Raw genomic sequence first — 18,151 nt, 5'->3', positions numbered from 1 at the left:
TCATCATCACTTCATAATCTATAAAAGACTTTTAGCAACATTGGTATTAGTTTTTCTGGTGTTTGAGCTACAAAGTCATGAAATTCCTAAAAAAGAATCTATAAATACGAATTGGAAGTTTATTAAAAAGCATGTTCCGCAAGCGGTTATCAAAAAGTTTGACGATTCGAAATGGGAAAGCGTTACTATACCTCATACCTATAACGCAAAAGATATTTTAGATGATGAGGATGGATATTACCGAGGTGTTGCGTGGTACAGAAAGAAACTCTTTATCCCCAAATCATACAAACATAAAAAAGTTTCGCTATACTTTGAAGGGGTCTCTGCTCGATGTAATGTATATGTAAATAATAGATATGTAGGTCAGCATTTGGGGGGATACACTGCTTTCGTTTTTGATATTGAAGGAGTTTTAGATTTTGGAGAAGATAATACTATTGTAGTAAAAGTAGATAATTCAGAAAATTTATCTATTACTATGCCTCCGGCAGGGGGTGATTTTTCAATTTTCGGAGGAATTTATCGAGATGTTTACCTCTTGGTAAAACACAAGGTGTTTTTTAACCACAATTATTATGCCTCATCTGGAGTATTCTGGACAACCCCAACGAATAAAAAGAACCTGGGTGGTTTCAAAATTAAAGGACAAATTTCTAATCACGATGCTTACGATAAACAAATAATAATACGCCATCTATTGTACGATCAAAATAAAAAGATCGTACAAAAACTAGAAGATATACAGATGGTGAAAACTGGTATTATAGCTCATTTTGAATTAGAGTCTGCAATAGATAACCCCAAACTTTGGTCTCCCGATACCCCTATTTTGTATACTCTGGTTTCGCAAATTATATCAAAAGAAAATGAAAAAATTCTAGACAACATCACACAACAAGTTGGTTTTAGATATTTTGAAGTGAATCAAAAAGATGGTTTTAGATTAAATGGCAACACCGTAAAATTGAAAGGTGCTGCAACACATCAGGATTATCATAATCTAGGCTATGCAGTACCAGACTCTTTGCGTATCAAAGATGTGATGCTTTTAAAAGAAACAGGAAGTAATTTTATTCGCATTTCTCATTATCCCCACGATCGATCAGTGTATAAAGCTTGTGATCGGTTGGGTTTGTTAGCTTGGTCTGAAATTCCTGGAGTGAATTGGATTCCGTATGGTAATCCTTTTTTAAACTTTTCTGAAAATATGCTGAAAGAAATGCTGTTTCAGAATTATAACAGTCCGTCAATAGCAATTTGGGGATATCACAACGAGATCTGGGAGCCTCATTTAGAAGCTGTAGCTCATGCCCGAACAATGAATCATATTTTGAAACAGGAAGATCCTGAGAGATTAACCGCAATGGCATTTCAGTCTACTTTCTTTAAAAATTATAAAGGAAAATTGGGGAAAGAAATTTTCAGAATTGCTGATATCAATGGTTTTAATATTTATGAGGGTTGGTACCAAGGTGATATGGAAACTATTGGCGTTTTTTTGGACAACCTAAAACATCAATATAGTCCCGATAGGCCTATAATGCTTTCAGAATTTGGTGCGGGAAGTGACCCTCGGATATATACCGATAAACCTACTATTTTCGATTTTAGTAGTTCGTATCAAACCCGTTTTTATGAACCTTATTTACGAGAAGGGAATCAAAGAAATTGGATGATAGGCTATAGTATTTGGATTCTTGCCGATTTTCAGAGGGATGGGCGTAAAGATGTGGTGCCGAACACTAATAATAAGGGACTATTAACCACAGATCGACGAAAAAAGGATGCCTACTATTATATACAAGCCCGATGGAGTGATAACCCCGTTGTTCATATAGCCGGAAGTGGTTTTTCAAAACGTATATATTTAGTTCCTGATAGACAACGTAAAGAAAAGGTTACTGTTTTCAGCAATCTTCCTAAAGTTCGTTTGTTTCAAAACAAAAAAGAAATAGGAACTGCCAAAGTCGTAAAAGGCAAAGCCACTTTTGAGACCATATTTGATGAAGGATTACACATAGTAAGAGCAGAAGCTTTTTCAGCAAATAAAGTAGTATCTGATACACTTCAATTACATTATGATTTTCCTGTCACAGAAAAAGGTATGATTAGAGTACCTACCAACGGACTCCATTTCAACATAGGACAAACCCGTACTTACTTAACTACAAAAACAGGACGTGTCTGGATACCTGTGCCAAAAAACGATACTATTCTAAAATTAGTAAGTGACGATCCCTTTATTAAAGCATATGAAAAGGGGCATGCTTTTGAAAATGTACGATTAGGTATCTCTGACAATATTAAAAAGACTAATCTGGATCCAGTTTACCAAACTTTTGTAGAGAATATTCAGAATTTAACGATCAATGTTGAAAAAGGAGAGTACCAAGTTACTCTATTGATCGCTGAACCATTTTTGCAGAACACTAAAAATTTAACTGATGCAGAAAGATCCTGGGGTATACAACAATCTAATAGAAAGACACCTGAGCGTGTGTTTTCAATTATAATAAATGATAAAAAGGTCGTAGATAAACTCAATGTAGTTCAAAAATTCGGAATTCAAACAGCCGGTTTTATAAATCAAAAAGTGACGATATCGGAAAATAGATTATTAGAAATTGATTTTACGGCTATCAAAGGGAATACACTATTGAACGGATTGATTATAAAGAAAATATGAAGATGATAACTGAAAACTTCAAGAAAATTTCTCAAAGTAGTAATAAAGCTTTAGTAGATCCCACCAAGAAAATACCTTTACGATGGAATGTAGGTTTTACAGAAACCAAAAACCAAGAGCCAAAGGATCTTTTTAAGGCTACGGTTCCGGGAGCTGTACAATTAGATTATGCAACGGCACATAATTGGCCTCCTTTTTATGAGGCTGACAATTTCAAACAATACGACTGGATGGAAGATGTATTTTGGATCTACAAAACATCTTTTAAAAAACCAGTGTTAAAAGCAAAAGACAGGCTCTATTTTTATGCCGAAGGTATTGATTATCAATTTGAAATCTGGTTAAATAACCATTTGATTTTTAAACAAGAAGGTATGTTTACCCCGGTTTTTACTGATCTTACAGAGCATTTGGAAAAAGATAACGAAATTAGTATTATAGTATATCCTGCCCCAAAACTAAAAGGAGTAGATGTGGGTCGCAAGCAGGCTTCTCAATCTGTAAAACCTGCAGTAAGTTACGGCTGGGATTGGCATCCCAGATTAATCCCTTCAGGAATTTGGGGGCATTGTCATCTGGAGGTAAAACATTATTCAATTCTAGAAGATGTTTATATCGATTATGAGCTTACCGATAATTTTGATAGCGCAATATTAACTGTAGAGGTCGTTGGACAAAATCTCGATTGTTGTTCATATACTTGGTGTATGTATAATGAAGATGGATTTTTAATTTCAGAAAAGGAAGATAAATTTGGAGATTCTATCACCACAGAATTGAAAAATCCCCAGTTATGGTGGCCTTTAGATCAAGGTAACCCTTATCTGTATACTTCAATTTTTATGCTCAAGGATATAGAAGGGAATGTTATTGATGTAAAAAATCAGCAGATAGGATTAAGAAAGGTTGAACTTGTAATGAACTCTGGTACTTGGGAACTTGAACGAAGACCCATGTCTAGAAGTTATCCACCAATAACTATAAAAATTAATGGGAGAGAAATATTTTGTAAAGGTACGAATTGGGTAAATCCAGAGATATTTCCTGGAGTTATTACAAGCAAACGATATCAAAAATTAATAGATCGAGCAATAGAAGCTAATTTTAATATGTTAAGGGCTTGGGGAGGTTCGATTATTGGTAAAGAGAGTTTTTATGAATATTGTAATGAAAAAGGAATTTTGGTTTGGACAGAATTTCCACTTTCTTGTAATAATTACGTAGGAACACCTCGATATTTAAAAGTTTTAGAGCAAGAGTCTACTTCGATAATTAAAAGAATACGAAAACACCCATCTCATGTGTTATGGAGTGGTGGTAATGAGTTATTTAATGATTGGTCCCGAATGACCGATCAATCGTTAGCCTTAAGATTATTGAATAAGCAATGCTATGACCTTGACCAAAAAAATCCTTTTATCCCTACAGCCCCTATGGCCGGAATGGCTCATGGTAATTATGTATTTAAAGATAATGAGACTAAAGAAGAGGTATACCAATGGATTTCAAATACCAAAGCAACTGCTTACACAGAGTTTGGTATGCCGGGTCCAGCTAGTGTAGATATATTGAAAAAGATTATTCCCGAAAATGAACTATTTCCTCCTAGAAGAAATACTAGTTGGGAAACGCATCACGCTTTTGGAGCATGGCTAGGGGATACCTGGTTGCAATTGGACCTATTGAATGAATATTTTGGAGAAGCCAAAACTCTAGAAGAACTAGTAGCTAATGGCCAGTGGCTTCAATGCGAGGGGTACAAAGCTATTTATGAAGAAGCCCGAAGGCAAAAGCCATACTGCTCTATGGCTATCAATTGGTGCTTTAATGAGCCATGGCCTACAGCTGCCAATAATAGCATCATAAGTTACCCCAATATTCCAAAACCTTCTTTTTATGCTGTAGCTAATTCATGTCGAACGGTCATGGCCAGTGCAAAAATTTCGAAATTTGGTTGGGTCGAAGGAGAAATATTCGAAGCAGAACTTTGGGTACTTAATGATTTTTATAAAGAAATTCCAGATGGACAGATTCAGGCAATTTTAGAAATAGGTTCTACTTATATTGAATTGTTGACATGGAACTATTCAGACATAAAAGTTAATCAAAATTTGAAAGGTCCAACGGCAAGAGTATTATTGCCAAAATCCAACGAAAACAAGCTTACATTTCATTTAAAAGTTGTCGATAAAGAGGAAATGAATTCCTCTTATACCTTAAAATATGATCAAAAACTCGAAAGGAAAAAGGATGACAATATACTAGCTTAAGTTTTATATCGATTTAGCTATACTTGTCATGTATTTTGATTCTTCTACTCAAAATTCGTCTATAGTAGTGTTTCGATCTAAGAAAGAAATGTAACGAATCCTTCGAAGGCTTGTGATAACATAGGATTTAGGATCCTAAAAACTATTTTGAACATCTTTCTATCATAGGTAGACAGGCAATTTTCTCTATGTTATCTCAGAGTCTAGAGCTCGTTACATCAAATTATACGAATTGATGCTTTTTTTATAGTTCCTTCGTAGGATATAAGGTGTTTGAAGTCTACACGAGGTGGTTTGAGAAAATAGCAATTTTGAATCTGTACAGGTATCTCTTATAATAACGAGTTAAAGCTTATAATATTTGGATTTGTTCTCCCGAGGCCAGGTGTATTTCATTCAAAAAGATAGCCGTTTTCATAGTAGGGTTTTTAACACTATCTGTCCATTTTAGTTTAATTTCTTTTCCTTTGTTATCAATTACTTTAGAACTAACTTCTTTGGGCAATAGGCTCGTAGGCAATGATATCGATTTGATGATAAGCTCTCCTTGGTTTGCTACAATTTTTATCGTATTACTTTTATTTTTGATAAAGCTCCCAGTACCAGTATTTGCACTAAAAAAATAAGAAAATTGTTGATCACTAGTTTTGGGAGCAAAGGTATAGTGATCCTTTACGATAGTAAAACCACTTAGAGCGTCAATGATAGACCATGCAGACATAGGTCGGTAATAATGACCGCCAAACTCCTGATGATCCCAGTATAATCCTGCCCTTCGATATCTTTTATCTACAGCTTCAATAATTTTTTCTCCTTCTGCAACCATGTCTTCACGAATCAAAAACGCTGCAAAAGCTAATTCAACCCCAGTCCATGGTGTGTTTGCCTGATCTATCCATAAGTTGGTGTCATGCATGGGGTAAAATAATGGATACTCTGGCCAGGTACAATTACGCAAATAAGTATTTTCAATAAAGGAGTAGTCTAAAATAGTAGAAAGTGCAGATTTAATCTTCTTTTGACTAAATAATCTTCCTAATCCAGCTTGGTGAGCGACCCACTGCCCAAAGAGTTGATCGGTTAAGCAACCCTTATCTTTTCCTTTGCTTCCTAAATAATCATTTGATAAAAGAAAATATGTTCCATTCCATAACTTTTTATCCATTAAAGAAATACCTTTATTTGCAATACGTTCATAGTTTTTAGATAGATCATCTTCATTCATGTCTTTGGCAGCAATACTTGCCATCTTAAGTCCGGCAATCCACTGTGATACTATATAAGACGATAAACCATACATGGGGAAATTGTCATAACTACACATAATACCATGCATGTCAGGCATTTCATCTCCATCTTTATCCAATTCTTTCAATATGTAATCTATTGCCAGTTTTACCGAAGGCCACATCTCTTTGAGATATTGTTTGTCATTTGTGAATAGATAATCTCTAAGGACAAGTTGTATATAATTAGGAGCCAAATCTACACGCTCATACACGCCAAAGGTTCCATTTTTGTTTTTGCCAAGGTCAAAACTCAAACCATGGTTAATTTCTCCTTTATCGGTTTGAAGTGTTTTATGAGCTTTCATCATTGATTTCTGCAATTCTGGAAACAACGACACTAGCATCACTGATCCATATAATGAAACATCGGTAGTTGCAAATGGACCCCAAGCCTGATTTGAAGTCATCCCTTCTTGAATGGCAAACCTGCCTGCCTTATCAAATTGACTCGATGTGATCAAGGTGTTGAATTGCGAGTTTACCTGATCTAGGATGCCCACGTTGATAGAACTGTTGTAAAAATCTGTTGCAAACTTTTCAGTTTGATGTACTAATTTTTTTCTGTTGTCGATAATGTAGGTATTAACCTCGTCGATCGTTTTAAAGTTATTTTCATAGTATTTCCCGACTTTTTCAGTCTTTTTCAAGAGGATTTCATAACCTTGTTCGTTAGTTAATAATGTATTATTTTTTTTATTTGCTTTTCTTTGTATTGCTCCATAAGCGTTTGGGAAATACCATGTCATAAAAAAGTTTGCTTTTACAGACTCTCCGGCAGGTATAGTCTTTGTTATTGCGACCGAACTTTTCAAAACCTGGTTATTGTCTTTACCCGTGTAGGCGATTAGCGACCCATCTGGAGCGGTTTTGTTTCGATTTTTGGTGTCATCAATATTTTCTAGTGTAGACGATACGAGAAGTTTTTCCATAAACGGGTGTCTATGTGCCCATCCCGAGTAATACGAAACATCTTGGTTACCAAGCGCTCCCAACCCCATTTGACCATAGGTGTCATGTGATTGATTCACTCCTCCTACATCGTGTTTGATAAACGTATAATCTGTATCTTTTTGTATTGCGGTTTTAAAAAATTTCTTTCCAAGATCAAAAGCAATTAGATTTCTTTGTGTTGCTATGATTTCAACCTCTATGGGAGTCTCTATTTTTGAATCGATTGTAAAATCAAAATAAATAGCGGGAATGCTAGAGTCGTCTGGGTTATGGGGTACAAAGGGTGAAAAAGCCTTTAAAGAAACAGTAAATGGCATTTCACTATCTGTAAATTTCATAGTGACAAAAGGGAATCTCGCGCTGTATTCAATTTTTTCAATAGCCGTTAACCATGGAAAATAATAGATCGGACTTTCGTCTTGTAATCCACCCTGATCAATCCCGTTGGTAAGCTGCAGCAGTTTAATTTTGGGTTGTTTTCCTTCTTCTTTGTATCTCACAAGGAAAAACAAAAACGCATTTTGGTCATTCGAGAAAGGCTTAACGGGTAAATCCAAAATAGAACCAGAACCAGAGGGATAATTATTAAAGATAGCCCAGTTGTAGAAGTTTCCATCCTTTCTCAATTCAATACTTCCGGTGCCTAATCCTCCTAGAGCAACTCCACTTCTAACTCTGTAGTCCCGCTTATAAACATCAGGTTTTAATACTAGATTTTCCTGTGCAAAGGATAAATTAAGAAAAGATAAAAAAAATAATAAAGTAAAAGCTTTCTGTTGTAGATGTAGATAATATTTCATATTCGGAATACTAAAAAGGAAACCGAAATGTACAGCTTCAGAAAGTTATTTGATGATATATTTTAATCAATATATGATACGATTTCGATATACCGGATCCCTTTATTGTAAATTTTCACCTCTGCCTAATTCTTTCATAAAAGGGGAAAAAAAATAGGGAACCCTTAGGTTTTACCTCTAGATAATTATGTAGATAATAGATAACACAAAATATGAAGATATTACCCATGTTTTTAAAAGTCAATCATTATCAGATTATGGTATTACCATAATTGACATGAGTTTATTGAAGATATTTAAATTTTATTCAAGAATCGTTGACAATTTTGTACATGTTAATGTAAAAATCCTACTTGTATGAATAACGAAATACTATCAATTTTGTAATTCATTAACCAAAATAACTACATTTATGAAACACACACAAATCATTACCCCGATAAAAAATGGGTGGAGTGCATTCATTATTTTAGTTGTTACTTTTTTAAGTTTCAATAAAAGTAAAGCACAGGATCTCATTGAAGTTTCACCAATAACAGATAAAATTTTATTACTGTATATTGAAGAAGGTCATATGGATACATATGGAGTCGGACAAAGGCCAGAGGATATAATCCCTTACGGGCAGCCTTTGAATGTTGCCAAAGCAATGAATCTTTCGAGCTATCAAATTAAAAGTACAGACGATTCGTTCTACAGTACAAGTCAATCACCTGTAAACATAGGTAGAAAGTCAAAAGGTATAGATTATAATAATGAAGATGCAAATGATAACGAAGAAGATATTTTTCTTGGTCATTGGATTTACATTGAGCTTCCTAAGTCAATGACACCTGGAGGTACCTATACGATTTCAAATAACGATGTTTTTGAAAATATAAAAGATTTTACATTTACCTTTAATGTTGATCAGATACGCTCAGAAACTATTCATGTAAATCAAATGGGTTTTCCTACGAATTCGCCGAAGTATGCGTATTTGTCTCAGTGGATGGGCGATTTTAATACGAATACACACAGTGAAGGAGGACTTGAGTTAGATGATTATGCCGGAACCGAGTTTCGAGTTGTAAATTTTTCTACAGGCAATACCATCTATACCGGAACAATCGAAAAAAGATTAGATAAGACTGTAAAAGAATCAACACATCCTGATTTTGGAAGTACTGGTAATTATACCAAAGCAGATGTATGGCAATGTGATTTTAGCTCGGTTACTGCCCCAGGAGAATATAAAATTGTAGTAGATAGAATGGGTAGGTCTTTTGCATTTAACATTGGCAATGAAAGTACTAAAGAACCTTTTTATTACACAATGAAGGGTTTGTTCTGGCAACGACAAGGTGTTTTTAAAGAACAGTATGATGGTAAGGTAATTCCTGCAGATTATCACGGAACTAATTGGAAATGGGATAATCTTTGGAATCCGGGAGATGGTCACGGTCTCAAAGAGGGGGATGATAAATTAATCTTTCCTTTTGATATCAATAGGACTGTAGATGTGAGCGGAATATATGGTTATTATTTTGATGCTGGTGATTTTGATGGTTATAATAACCATAGCAGAGTGCCCATGTTATTGTTTATGTTATACGATCTAGCACCTGATCAATTTAGAGATGGTGAGATAGGGAATCGGTATAAAAGATTCGAAAGTGATTCATGGATTGATGAAGGGAATAATGGTATTCCTGATCTCCTAGATGAAGCAAGTTGGTTGGTAAAATACGGTAAAAGATCAAGAGAAATCCTTAAATCTGCTGGAGGTAGCGGTGGAGTACCATTGTATGTTGGTCGTGACGGAGTAACCGATGGAAATGGAACCCCTGCCTGGGAGGACGACAGAACTTGGTATGTAGCTAGAGAGGATCCGAGAATGACATTTTATCACGCTGGAAATTCTGCCTATTACGCTGCATGTTTAAACGAGTTTTATCAATTAACAAATTCTGGTAATCATCCAGAGGCTGCGTCTTGGATTGTAGAGGCAAAGGACGCTTTTGAATGGTCTGAGAAGAATATAGGTTTGGTAACAGATACCTATAAAAGCGCAGTGAGAAGAATTCGAGCATTTGCAGCATCAGCTTTATATAAAGCCACTGGTGAAGCTAAATATCAAACAATTTTTAAAGAAGAATTTACATGGGATCCTGATAAAGGAGATGGTGAATGGGCAAATCCAAACGATATAGATGTTGCTGCCGGGATTTATGCTTTGTTACCTAATGGCCATCCTAATCTTGATTTGTCCTTTAAAAATACGATTAGAGATTACGTGATTAATTCAGTAGAAACGAATAAAGTTCGCGAAATACAGGATAACGCATTCAGACAACCAATAGAAGATCCTCAATTTATACAGTTGGGAGGGCCTAATACTTCTAGAATGACTTTAGTACCTATCGCTTATGAATTGACTAATGATAAGAAATATTTAGACTTAATGCATAACTCTTATAACTATATCTTGGGAGGAAATCAAATGAGTATGGTTTTTATATCTGGATTAGGAGAGAGATATGATGATTGGATATTTACACCTAATTCATACCTTACAAGTGATTATAATAGTATGGTCTATTCTTCAGAAAGTTTTATAGGACATACATCCTATTTCTCAGCAACTTTTAATACAGGATACTGGTTTTTTAATAGTATTTTTTCTGAATTCTATTCTCAAGCAGAATCATATCCAGATCTAAGAACAATAGGAGCTTGGCCAGGAACAGAAAGAAAAACCTACAATCGTTTTAGTATACAAGGTGGGGAGTTCACAGTACAACAACAAAATAACCATATGGCTTATACCACAGGGTTTGTTAAAGCAAAGGCTAAACCAAATGCAACAAGTTATAGATTAAACGAGAGACCAACGCTATCTTTAAATTTAACTAACGAACAAGAATTGCCTGAAGGAACAGCGACTTTAACTTCAAACGCTTCATCAGATACTCGTTATGTAGATTATTATTATGATTGGCATTTTATAGGAAGAAGTTCTGATAAAGGCAATAGTTTCAGACTAGAATGGGATCCACAAGTAAGTCCTCAAACAAGAGTTTTAATTACAGCGGTTGCATATGATGATAAAGGTAGAAGAAGTATACCAACTGCAGGTGCTGATAAAGAAGTGATCATTGGAGGAGAATTTATACCCGTAACCAGTGTTGAAGTCACACCATCGTCTTTGACTATGCCTATAGCAAGAACAAAACAATTAACGGCAATTGTAAAACCAGAAAATGCATCTAACGATAAAGTAAATTGGTCCTCTAACAATACCGCAGTAGCCACTGTTGATGAAAATGGAAAAGTTACTGCAGTTAGCATTGGTAGTGCACAGATAAAAGCTACTACCGAGGATAGAAACAAAACCTTTAATGTTAATGTAACCGTGGTGGATCTTACATGTTCTTCATTGTTAAGAAATCATAGCTTTGAGTCTGGTCTTTCCAATTGGACTACAAATTCTGGAAATCCAACGACCACTACCGACGCTATCGAAGGGAGCAATGCTCTACAATTAACAGGAGAATCAGGAATAGAACAAAAGTTTTCTCAACCTTTGTCGATCGGAACGAATGTTGTAGTTCGTTTTAGTGCCAAAGTAAACGCTACCGCGGGCTGGTCTGGTTCTGGATTTGATTTTAAAGATGCTGCCGGTGAAACGATTGCTTCAATAAATACGCGTATAGCAAGTACCGACTGGCAAGAGTATTACGTGCAATTAGATGCTCCTGCAGGAACAGCAAGTATAAATGTTTGGGCATATACTTCTTCAGACGTTTTATTGGTAGATAATTATTGTATAGATATAGAAGATTCTAGCTCTCCTGGCGAAGATACACAAGCACCTACGGTGCCTAATGGATTAGTGTCTTCTTCAATTACAGAAACCAGTTTTGTTCTAGATTGGAATGTATCGACAGATAATGTTGGTGTGGATCATTATAGCATCTATATCGATGGTGTTTATAATAAAAGATCGACCGATAATAATACTACCGTAAGCGGTTTGTCTTCAAATACTACATATGCAATTACAGTATCGGCCAGAGATGCCGCAGGTAACGAGTCTTCAAGAAGTTCTGCTTTGTCTGTGTCAACATCTGGTGATGGGGGCAGCCCAGGAGATGCTATTGATATAGAAGCCGAAGAGTTTACGACACAATCAGGAACTTCAACACAGTCTGTAGGTACGTGGTTTACAGGAACTGGCTATGTAGATTACGGTGGGAATAATTCTTATGCCGAATGGACAACAAATCTTTCAGGATCATCGGCAAACCTAGAATTTAGATACACAAACGGAAGTGGTCAAAACAGGATTTGTGATTTATTCATTAACGGAATTTTAGTGGGAACCTTAGATTTTCCTTCGTCTGATGGATGGGGTGCTCCTGCTACTACCTCGTTCACCGGAGCTGCAATTACTGAAGGCGCAAATACGATTCGCTTGGTTGCCAATAATACATTTAATGGAGGGCCTAACCTCGATAGATTACGTATTACTACTTCTGGTGGTGGTTCTGAGGCAGATTTTACGCAGGATGATAGCGGACTTGTTTCTATGGAAGCAGAAGAAGCTACTTCTCAATCCAATGGTACAGGATCATTTGCTTCGATGTCATGGCAACAACAAAATGATGCATCTGCTAGTAATAGCAATTTTATGATAGTGCCAGATAATGGTAATATCAATTCTGCAGGAACTTTAAATGGTCCAAGACTTGATTTTGTCATAGATTTTGTACAAACAGGAACACATTATATTTGGATACGACAAAAATCACCTAATGGTGCAGACAATTCAATAATACCAGCATTTGATGACGTCTTGATAGCCGATTGGAATATGCCAGATGCACTTACTGAATGGACATGGTCAAAGGCTGGATTTACATTTAATGTTACTAGCACAGGAATACATACTTTCAGTATTTATATGAGAGAAGATGGAACTCCTATAGATAAAATTGAATTGGCTACAAATCCTAGTTATACGCCATCAAATATCATAAATTCAAATAAGGAGTCAATACGTCTTAAATCTGTATCTATTCACCCCAATCCAGTAGAGGATGTATTGCATGTAAAATTTGATACAATGAATGAATCAATTAAAAAGGTTGACCTGTATTCGTTTAATGGAATTCTGGTACACTCTAAAAAGGCGAGTAAAGAGGAAAATGAAATTATAGTAGAGACCTATGATTTAACTTCTGGAATATACATTGTTAGATTAACAGAAGGAGACAAAATTTCAGAATATAAAATTATTAAAAAGTAATTATTTCAAATATTTTAATTATTCAAAAAGGCATTCGGCATTTGGTCGAATGCTTTTTTGATTGGGTAGTATCCAAGATTCGGTCTAAAAGCTATTCCTGGTATTTTGTTTTCAGGCCAGTGCGAGAAAACACTCTGAACTGATGCTTCTTTTGAAGTATTTTTGAATGCACCCTAGGATTATAACACTCTTTTAATCCCTGAAAAATCTCTCTTAAAATCTGATGGGGTAGAACCTTTACTTCTTTTAAATAAACGATTAAAATTAGCTATACTGTTAAATCCACACAAGTAAGCTACTTCAGAAACTCTTAAATCTTTTTCAATCAACCATCTCGATGCATAACCGAGACGAATATCGTTAACATATTCCACAAAAGTTTTACCTGTTCTCTTTTTTATAAAGCGGTTAAAAGAAACACTACTCATATTAACGAGGCTACAAATTTCCTGTAGTGTAATTTTATTCATGTAATTTTCGTGTATATAATCGTAAATAATTTTGATTTTATCGTTGTTGTCAAAATCTTTGCTAAACCCGGTGTGTGTAGAGAGTAATCGTTGATCTCTGGAGTTTGACATGTCATAAAGAATTGATAATAGTGATATGAAATAATCAATACCATCAAGTTTTGATATTTGTTCAATTTTAGTTGACAAATCCGACGCTATTTTATTTGAAAATAGTATACCATGCGCAGATCTTTCAAATAACCCTTTAATAGGCTTCATGATCCTTTTAGATAATAGTGAAGAGAAGAGCGCCTGATCAAACTGAATGGTTATTTCATGAATATCTTTACTACTACATTTATGCTGTTCCCAAGTGTGATATAAATTAGGACCGATCAACACCAACTCAATATCATCAATTTCTTCGATAGAATCACCTACTACTCTACGTACTCCTTTTGCATTTCTAATGTAATTGATCTCAAATTCTGGATGAAAGTGTAAAGGAAAATCAAATTCATCTTTTGTTCGGTCAAATACAACAAAACTATCTTGCTTAGATAATGGAGTTATCTCTCTGTGTATTTTATTATAAGTCTCCATTTGAGTTAATTAAAATTAATATTTAAGTAGTTGTGATAAAATAATATCAATACAATATAAATAAAAAATATGTAGTATGTTTTAGTGATTATGGCTTTGGTTTAAAATGCATACATGATTAAAGCACAGCAAAATCATCATAAATAATAGTAAAATCAAATTTTACAAGAAGTCTAAAGTACTATTAATCCTATAAAATTTAATGATTAGCCAAAATTAGAGTTACTAGGGGTTTCATGTAAATATCATCATTAATTTAAAAACTAAATTTTGTGATTTAAGTATAATAACCGTAAAAGTTTATTTGTTTTAGTACTTTCAGGGTGTATAGTTAAAAATAGTATAAATGAATGACAAAATAGTACTATAGTAAAAAGCGCAATCCTGTTAATTTAGTGTTAAGCTTACTTGAAACGTATTACACTTATAAATATTGTCAAAAATTATTGGAATTATCGTAAAAAACCTACTTGATTATTTAGAATATAATAATATGGTAATAAAAACGATTTATAACTTAACAATCAAATTATGAATACACAAATCGAAGATTATTCTTGTTTTTTGAAGCGCTTAATCTTCAAGACAAGAGTAATAAGGGGAAAATTATTTTTCGTTTTGTTGTTTTTTCAGTTCTTTTTCATTCAAACTGAAATTTACGCGATACATAAAACTCATGACGAGAGTTTTGATAAATTCTCAATTCAAACTTTAATTAGTGGAATTGTAACAGACAATAACGGGAGTCCGCTCCCTGGGGCTTCTGTTTTAGTCAAAGGGACATCAATAGGGGCATCAACAGATTTTGATGGAAACTATACAATACAGGCCAATGCTAACGATATTTTGATTTTTAGTTATATTGGTTTTGTACCTCAGGAAGTACCTGTTAATGCCAAAAGTACTATTAATGTAACGCTCAAAGAAAATGCGAGCGAATTAGATGAGATTATTGTTGTGGGATACGGAACCAGAGCCAAAAAAGATTTAACCGGGGCTGTCTCTTCATTATCGGCAGATGAATTATCTCCTCAAATTAATGCGAGCCCAGAGTTTGCCATTCAGGGTAGACTTCCCGGAGTATTCATTTCAAATCCTGGTTCTAATCCTAATAGTCGACCAGATGTTCGGATACGAGGGGTTTCTACACTAGGATTTAATGATCCATTATATGTTATAGATGGTGTTCCTGTTATAGAGGGTGGGGCGGCTTCAACTGATCCAGGAATTCAAGATGATAGAGGTTCAGTAAACGTACTTAACCTCATTAATCCTAGTGATATTAAATCTGTTACAGTGCTTAAAGATGCGTCTGCCACAGCTATTTATGGAGTTCGAGCTTCAAATGGGGTTATTCTAATAGAAACAAAGAGAGGGCGTAAGGGGAGAACTAATATTAGTTTCTCAAAACAATTTGGATTTCAGTATCTACCTGATCAATATGACGTTTTGAATACTCAAGAATATACCGAGATATCAAATAGAGCTTGGGCAAATAATCCTAATATTTCTAGAGATACAGACCCGTTTGGAGTACTATATAATCCAGATTCAAACGAATTTCTTGGCAATAGTCCTACTTATGATTGGGTAGACGATGCTTTACGCAATACATCAATAAGACAAGACTACAATCTTTCGGTTTCAGGAGGATCAGAAAAAAGTAATTTTGCTTTAGGTATGGGATATGCCAAACAAGAAGATTTGTTTTTTGACACCCAATTCGAAAGATATTCTTTCAGTATCAATTCAGATCATAAAGTTACTGATTGGTTAGAAGTGGGAGAATCATATCGTATAGCAATAACAAATACTCCAGATGAGCAAGTTTTTAATGGAAATTTATTACGACAATATACCTTTGCACCACCTTGGCAACCCATACGGGACGCAGCTAATGGGGTCAATGGATTTGCTACGACAGGTAGAGAAGTTAATGGTACGTTTAGTGGTAACGGATACGGTGCAGGAACGGTAACAAACTTTAGAGGTTATGGTACCCTCTGGGAGCAAAGGTCTCTCTTAATTCGTAATCTTGGATCAATATATGCAGAATTAAAACCTTTACCTGGTCTAAGAATAAGAGGTACACTAAGTATAGATTACTACACGAATAGAAGAGATCAATTCAAATTAGCAGATGCAGATCTTTTTAGATCTACCGAAGGTGTGCCTGACGAAGATGGAGCTCAATTTTCTAGACGATTAACAACAAATTATAATCTAACTACTGAATTTTTGATTGGCTATAGAAAAAATTTCGGTAAACATAACTTTGACCTCACTTTGAATGCAATGGATCAAAAAGTTGAATGGGATGTTTCCTTAATCGAGGGAAGAAATACGAATTTAATAAATTTCAATGATCGTTTTATCGACGAATCATTAATTACAGATAATAGGCCTGGTTTTTTAAATAGAACAAGATCTGGATTGTTAGGATATTTGGGAAGATTAAGTTATAATTTTGATAGTAAATATTATATAGATGGTACCATAAGAAGAGATGGTTCATCAAAATTCGCAGAAGACTACAAATGGGGAACCTTTCCCGCAGTAGGAGTCGCTTGGCGTTTATCTTCAGAATCATTTATGGAAAATTTAAATTGGCTAAACGATTTGAAATTAAGAGCGGGTTGGGGACAGACAGGTAATCAGGAAACTAGAGATTTTGCTTACTTATCCCTTGTTAATCAAAATCCGTCCTATCCAACATCTGGAGGATCGAATCCAGGAGCTTTTTCAGGAGATTTTCCTATAGTGGATACTACTTGGGAAACTGTTACCAGCACAAATATAGGTGTTGATGCCCAATTTTTGGACAACAGTTTCAATTTAACCTTCGAATACTATTTTAGAGAAACCGAAGATATTTTACAAGCGATAGATACACCGTTGGTTTTAGGGATTAATTCTGACCCTGTTGTTAATCTCGCTACGGTAGAAAATAAAGGGATTGAGATAAATTTAGGATATAATAAGCAATTTGGTAAGTTGGGATTTAGTGCAAATTTCAATTTCACTACTGTTGACAATGTGGTAACCAAAATGTATAATGATAGATTCCAAGGACCAAATACCGCAAGAATAGAAGTGGGTTACCCAATAGGTTATCTTTTTGGTTACCAGACAGATGGAATTTTGCAAAGTCAAGAGGAGGTTAATGAATACATTTCTCAATTTAATGATCCTAGTGTTTTTGCTGAAGTAGCTCCTGGTGATTTAAGGTTTAGGGATTTGTTTGGACCTCCGGATCCTAATTCAAATGAAGAGGGGTTTGTGTATAGAAGTAATGGTGCAGATGGTGAACTCAATACTCTAGACCAAACCTATTTGGGTAAAACCATTCCGGGATATTACTATGGTATAAATCTTAATCTAGACTATAAAGGTTTCGATCTCGCAGTTTTTTTTAGGGGTGTAGGTGATGTTCAAAAGTATAATGAAGAGAAAAGACTTGGAGAGGGCTTTACAACAGTGGGTAGAAATTACTTTAATTCATTATTCGATTCATGGACACCAGAAAATAGAAATACTTCAATCCCAAGATTGATTGTAGGTGATCCTGCCGGAAATACTCGATTTTCAGATAGATGGATCGAAGATGCAGATTTTCTTAGACTACAGAATGTACAATTAGGTTATACGTTTGGTCCAGATCTTTTAGATCAGATAAAAGCTACAAATTTGAGAATTTATACTAATTTGACTAATGTTTTTGTAATTACTCCATATTCTGGTATTGATCCAGAGGATGATACCACCCCATTCACGTTCTCTATGGGATTAAATGTTGGATTTTAAATA

The 18,151-nt window shown here is 34.8% G+C and carries 6 protein-coding genes; 4 read left to right on the top strand and 2 right to left on the bottom strand.

The window, feature by feature from the left end; all coding sequences use genetic code 11:
• Positions 1–40 precede the first annotated feature (40 nt).
• The gene (locus J8281_RS11890) at positions 41–2,689 is read left to right on the top strand and encodes a glycoside hydrolase family 2 TIM barrel-domain containing protein (RefSeq protein ID WP_210197851.1); all 2,649 of its coding nucleotides are present in this window, start codon (positions 41–43) and stop codon (positions 2,687–2,689) included.
• Positions 2,686–4,959 carry a glycoside hydrolase family 2 protein gene (locus tag J8281_RS11885; RefSeq protein WP_210197850.1) on the top strand — a complete coding sequence of 758 codons (2,274 nt, stop codon included), beginning with the start codon at positions 2,686–2,688 and terminating at the stop codon, positions 4,957–4,959. The genes J8281_RS11890 and J8281_RS11885 overlap by 4 nt, the downstream gene beginning before the upstream one ends.
• Positions 4,960–5,311: 352 nt before the next feature.
• On the opposite strand, the gene J8281_RS11880 is transcribed toward J8281_RS11885, so the two are convergent.
• The gene (locus J8281_RS11880; RefSeq protein WP_210197849.1) at positions 5,312–7,999 is read right to left on the bottom strand and encodes a GH116 family glycosyl hydrolase; all 2,688 of its coding nucleotides are present in this window, start codon (positions 7,997–7,999) and stop codon (positions 5,312–5,314) included.
• A 412-nt stretch (positions 8,000–8,411) separates the two neighbouring features.
• Here J8281_RS11880 and J8281_RS11875 point away from each other — a divergent pair, with 412 nt between their 5' ends.
• Positions 8,412–13,289: an Ig-like domain-containing protein gene (locus tag J8281_RS11875; protein ID WP_210197848.1), complete on the top strand. Its 4,878-nt coding sequence runs from the start codon at positions 8,412–8,414 to the stop codon at positions 13,287–13,289.
• Positions 13,290–13,468: 179 nt separating this feature from the next.
• Here the strand turns inward: J8281_RS11875 and J8281_RS11870 are convergent, their stop codons facing one another.
• Positions 13,469–14,344, bottom strand: coding sequence for an AraC family transcriptional regulator (locus J8281_RS11870; RefSeq protein WP_210197847.1), 876 nt, complete (start codon positions 14,342–14,344; stop codon positions 13,469–13,471).
• A 531-nt stretch (positions 14,345–14,875) separates the two neighbouring features.
• Between J8281_RS11870 and J8281_RS11865 the strand changes: the two genes are divergently transcribed.
• Positions 14,876–18,148: a TonB-dependent receptor gene (locus tag J8281_RS11865; RefSeq protein WP_210197846.1), complete on the top strand. Its 3,273-nt coding sequence runs from the start codon at positions 14,876–14,878 to the stop codon at positions 18,146–18,148.
• The last annotated feature ends 3 nt before the right edge of the window (positions 18,149–18,151 follow it).

This window comes from Aquimarina sp. U1-2, from assembly GCF_017897595.1.
GTDB lineage: Bacteria > Bacteroidota > Bacteroidia > Flavobacteriales > Flavobacteriaceae > Aquimarina.
The sequence above is the reverse complement of the archived record's forward strand: the minus strand, read 5'-3'. Positions and strand labels throughout refer to the sequence as shown.

What these genes read in the sequence shown, in the direction of transcription:
- J8281_RS11885 (WP_210197850.1), top strand. Translation starts at nt 2,686, where the DNA reads ATGAAGATGATAACTGAAAACTTCAAGAAAATTTCTCAAAGTAGTAAT.
- J8281_RS11880 (WP_210197849.1), bottom strand. Translation starts at nt 7,999, where the DNA reads ATGAAATATTATCTACATCTACAACAGAAAGCTTTTACTTTATTATTT.
- J8281_RS11875 (WP_210197848.1), top strand. Translation starts at nt 8,412, where the DNA reads ATGAAACACACACAAATCATTACCCCGATAAAAAATGGGTGGAGTGCA.
- J8281_RS11870 (WP_210197847.1), bottom strand. Translation starts at nt 14,344, where the DNA reads ATGGAGACTTATAATAAAATACACAGAGAGATAACTCCATTATCTAAG.
- J8281_RS11865 (WP_210197846.1), top strand. Translation starts at nt 14,876, where the DNA reads ATGAATACACAAATCGAAGATTATTCTTGTTTTTTGAAGCGCTTAATC.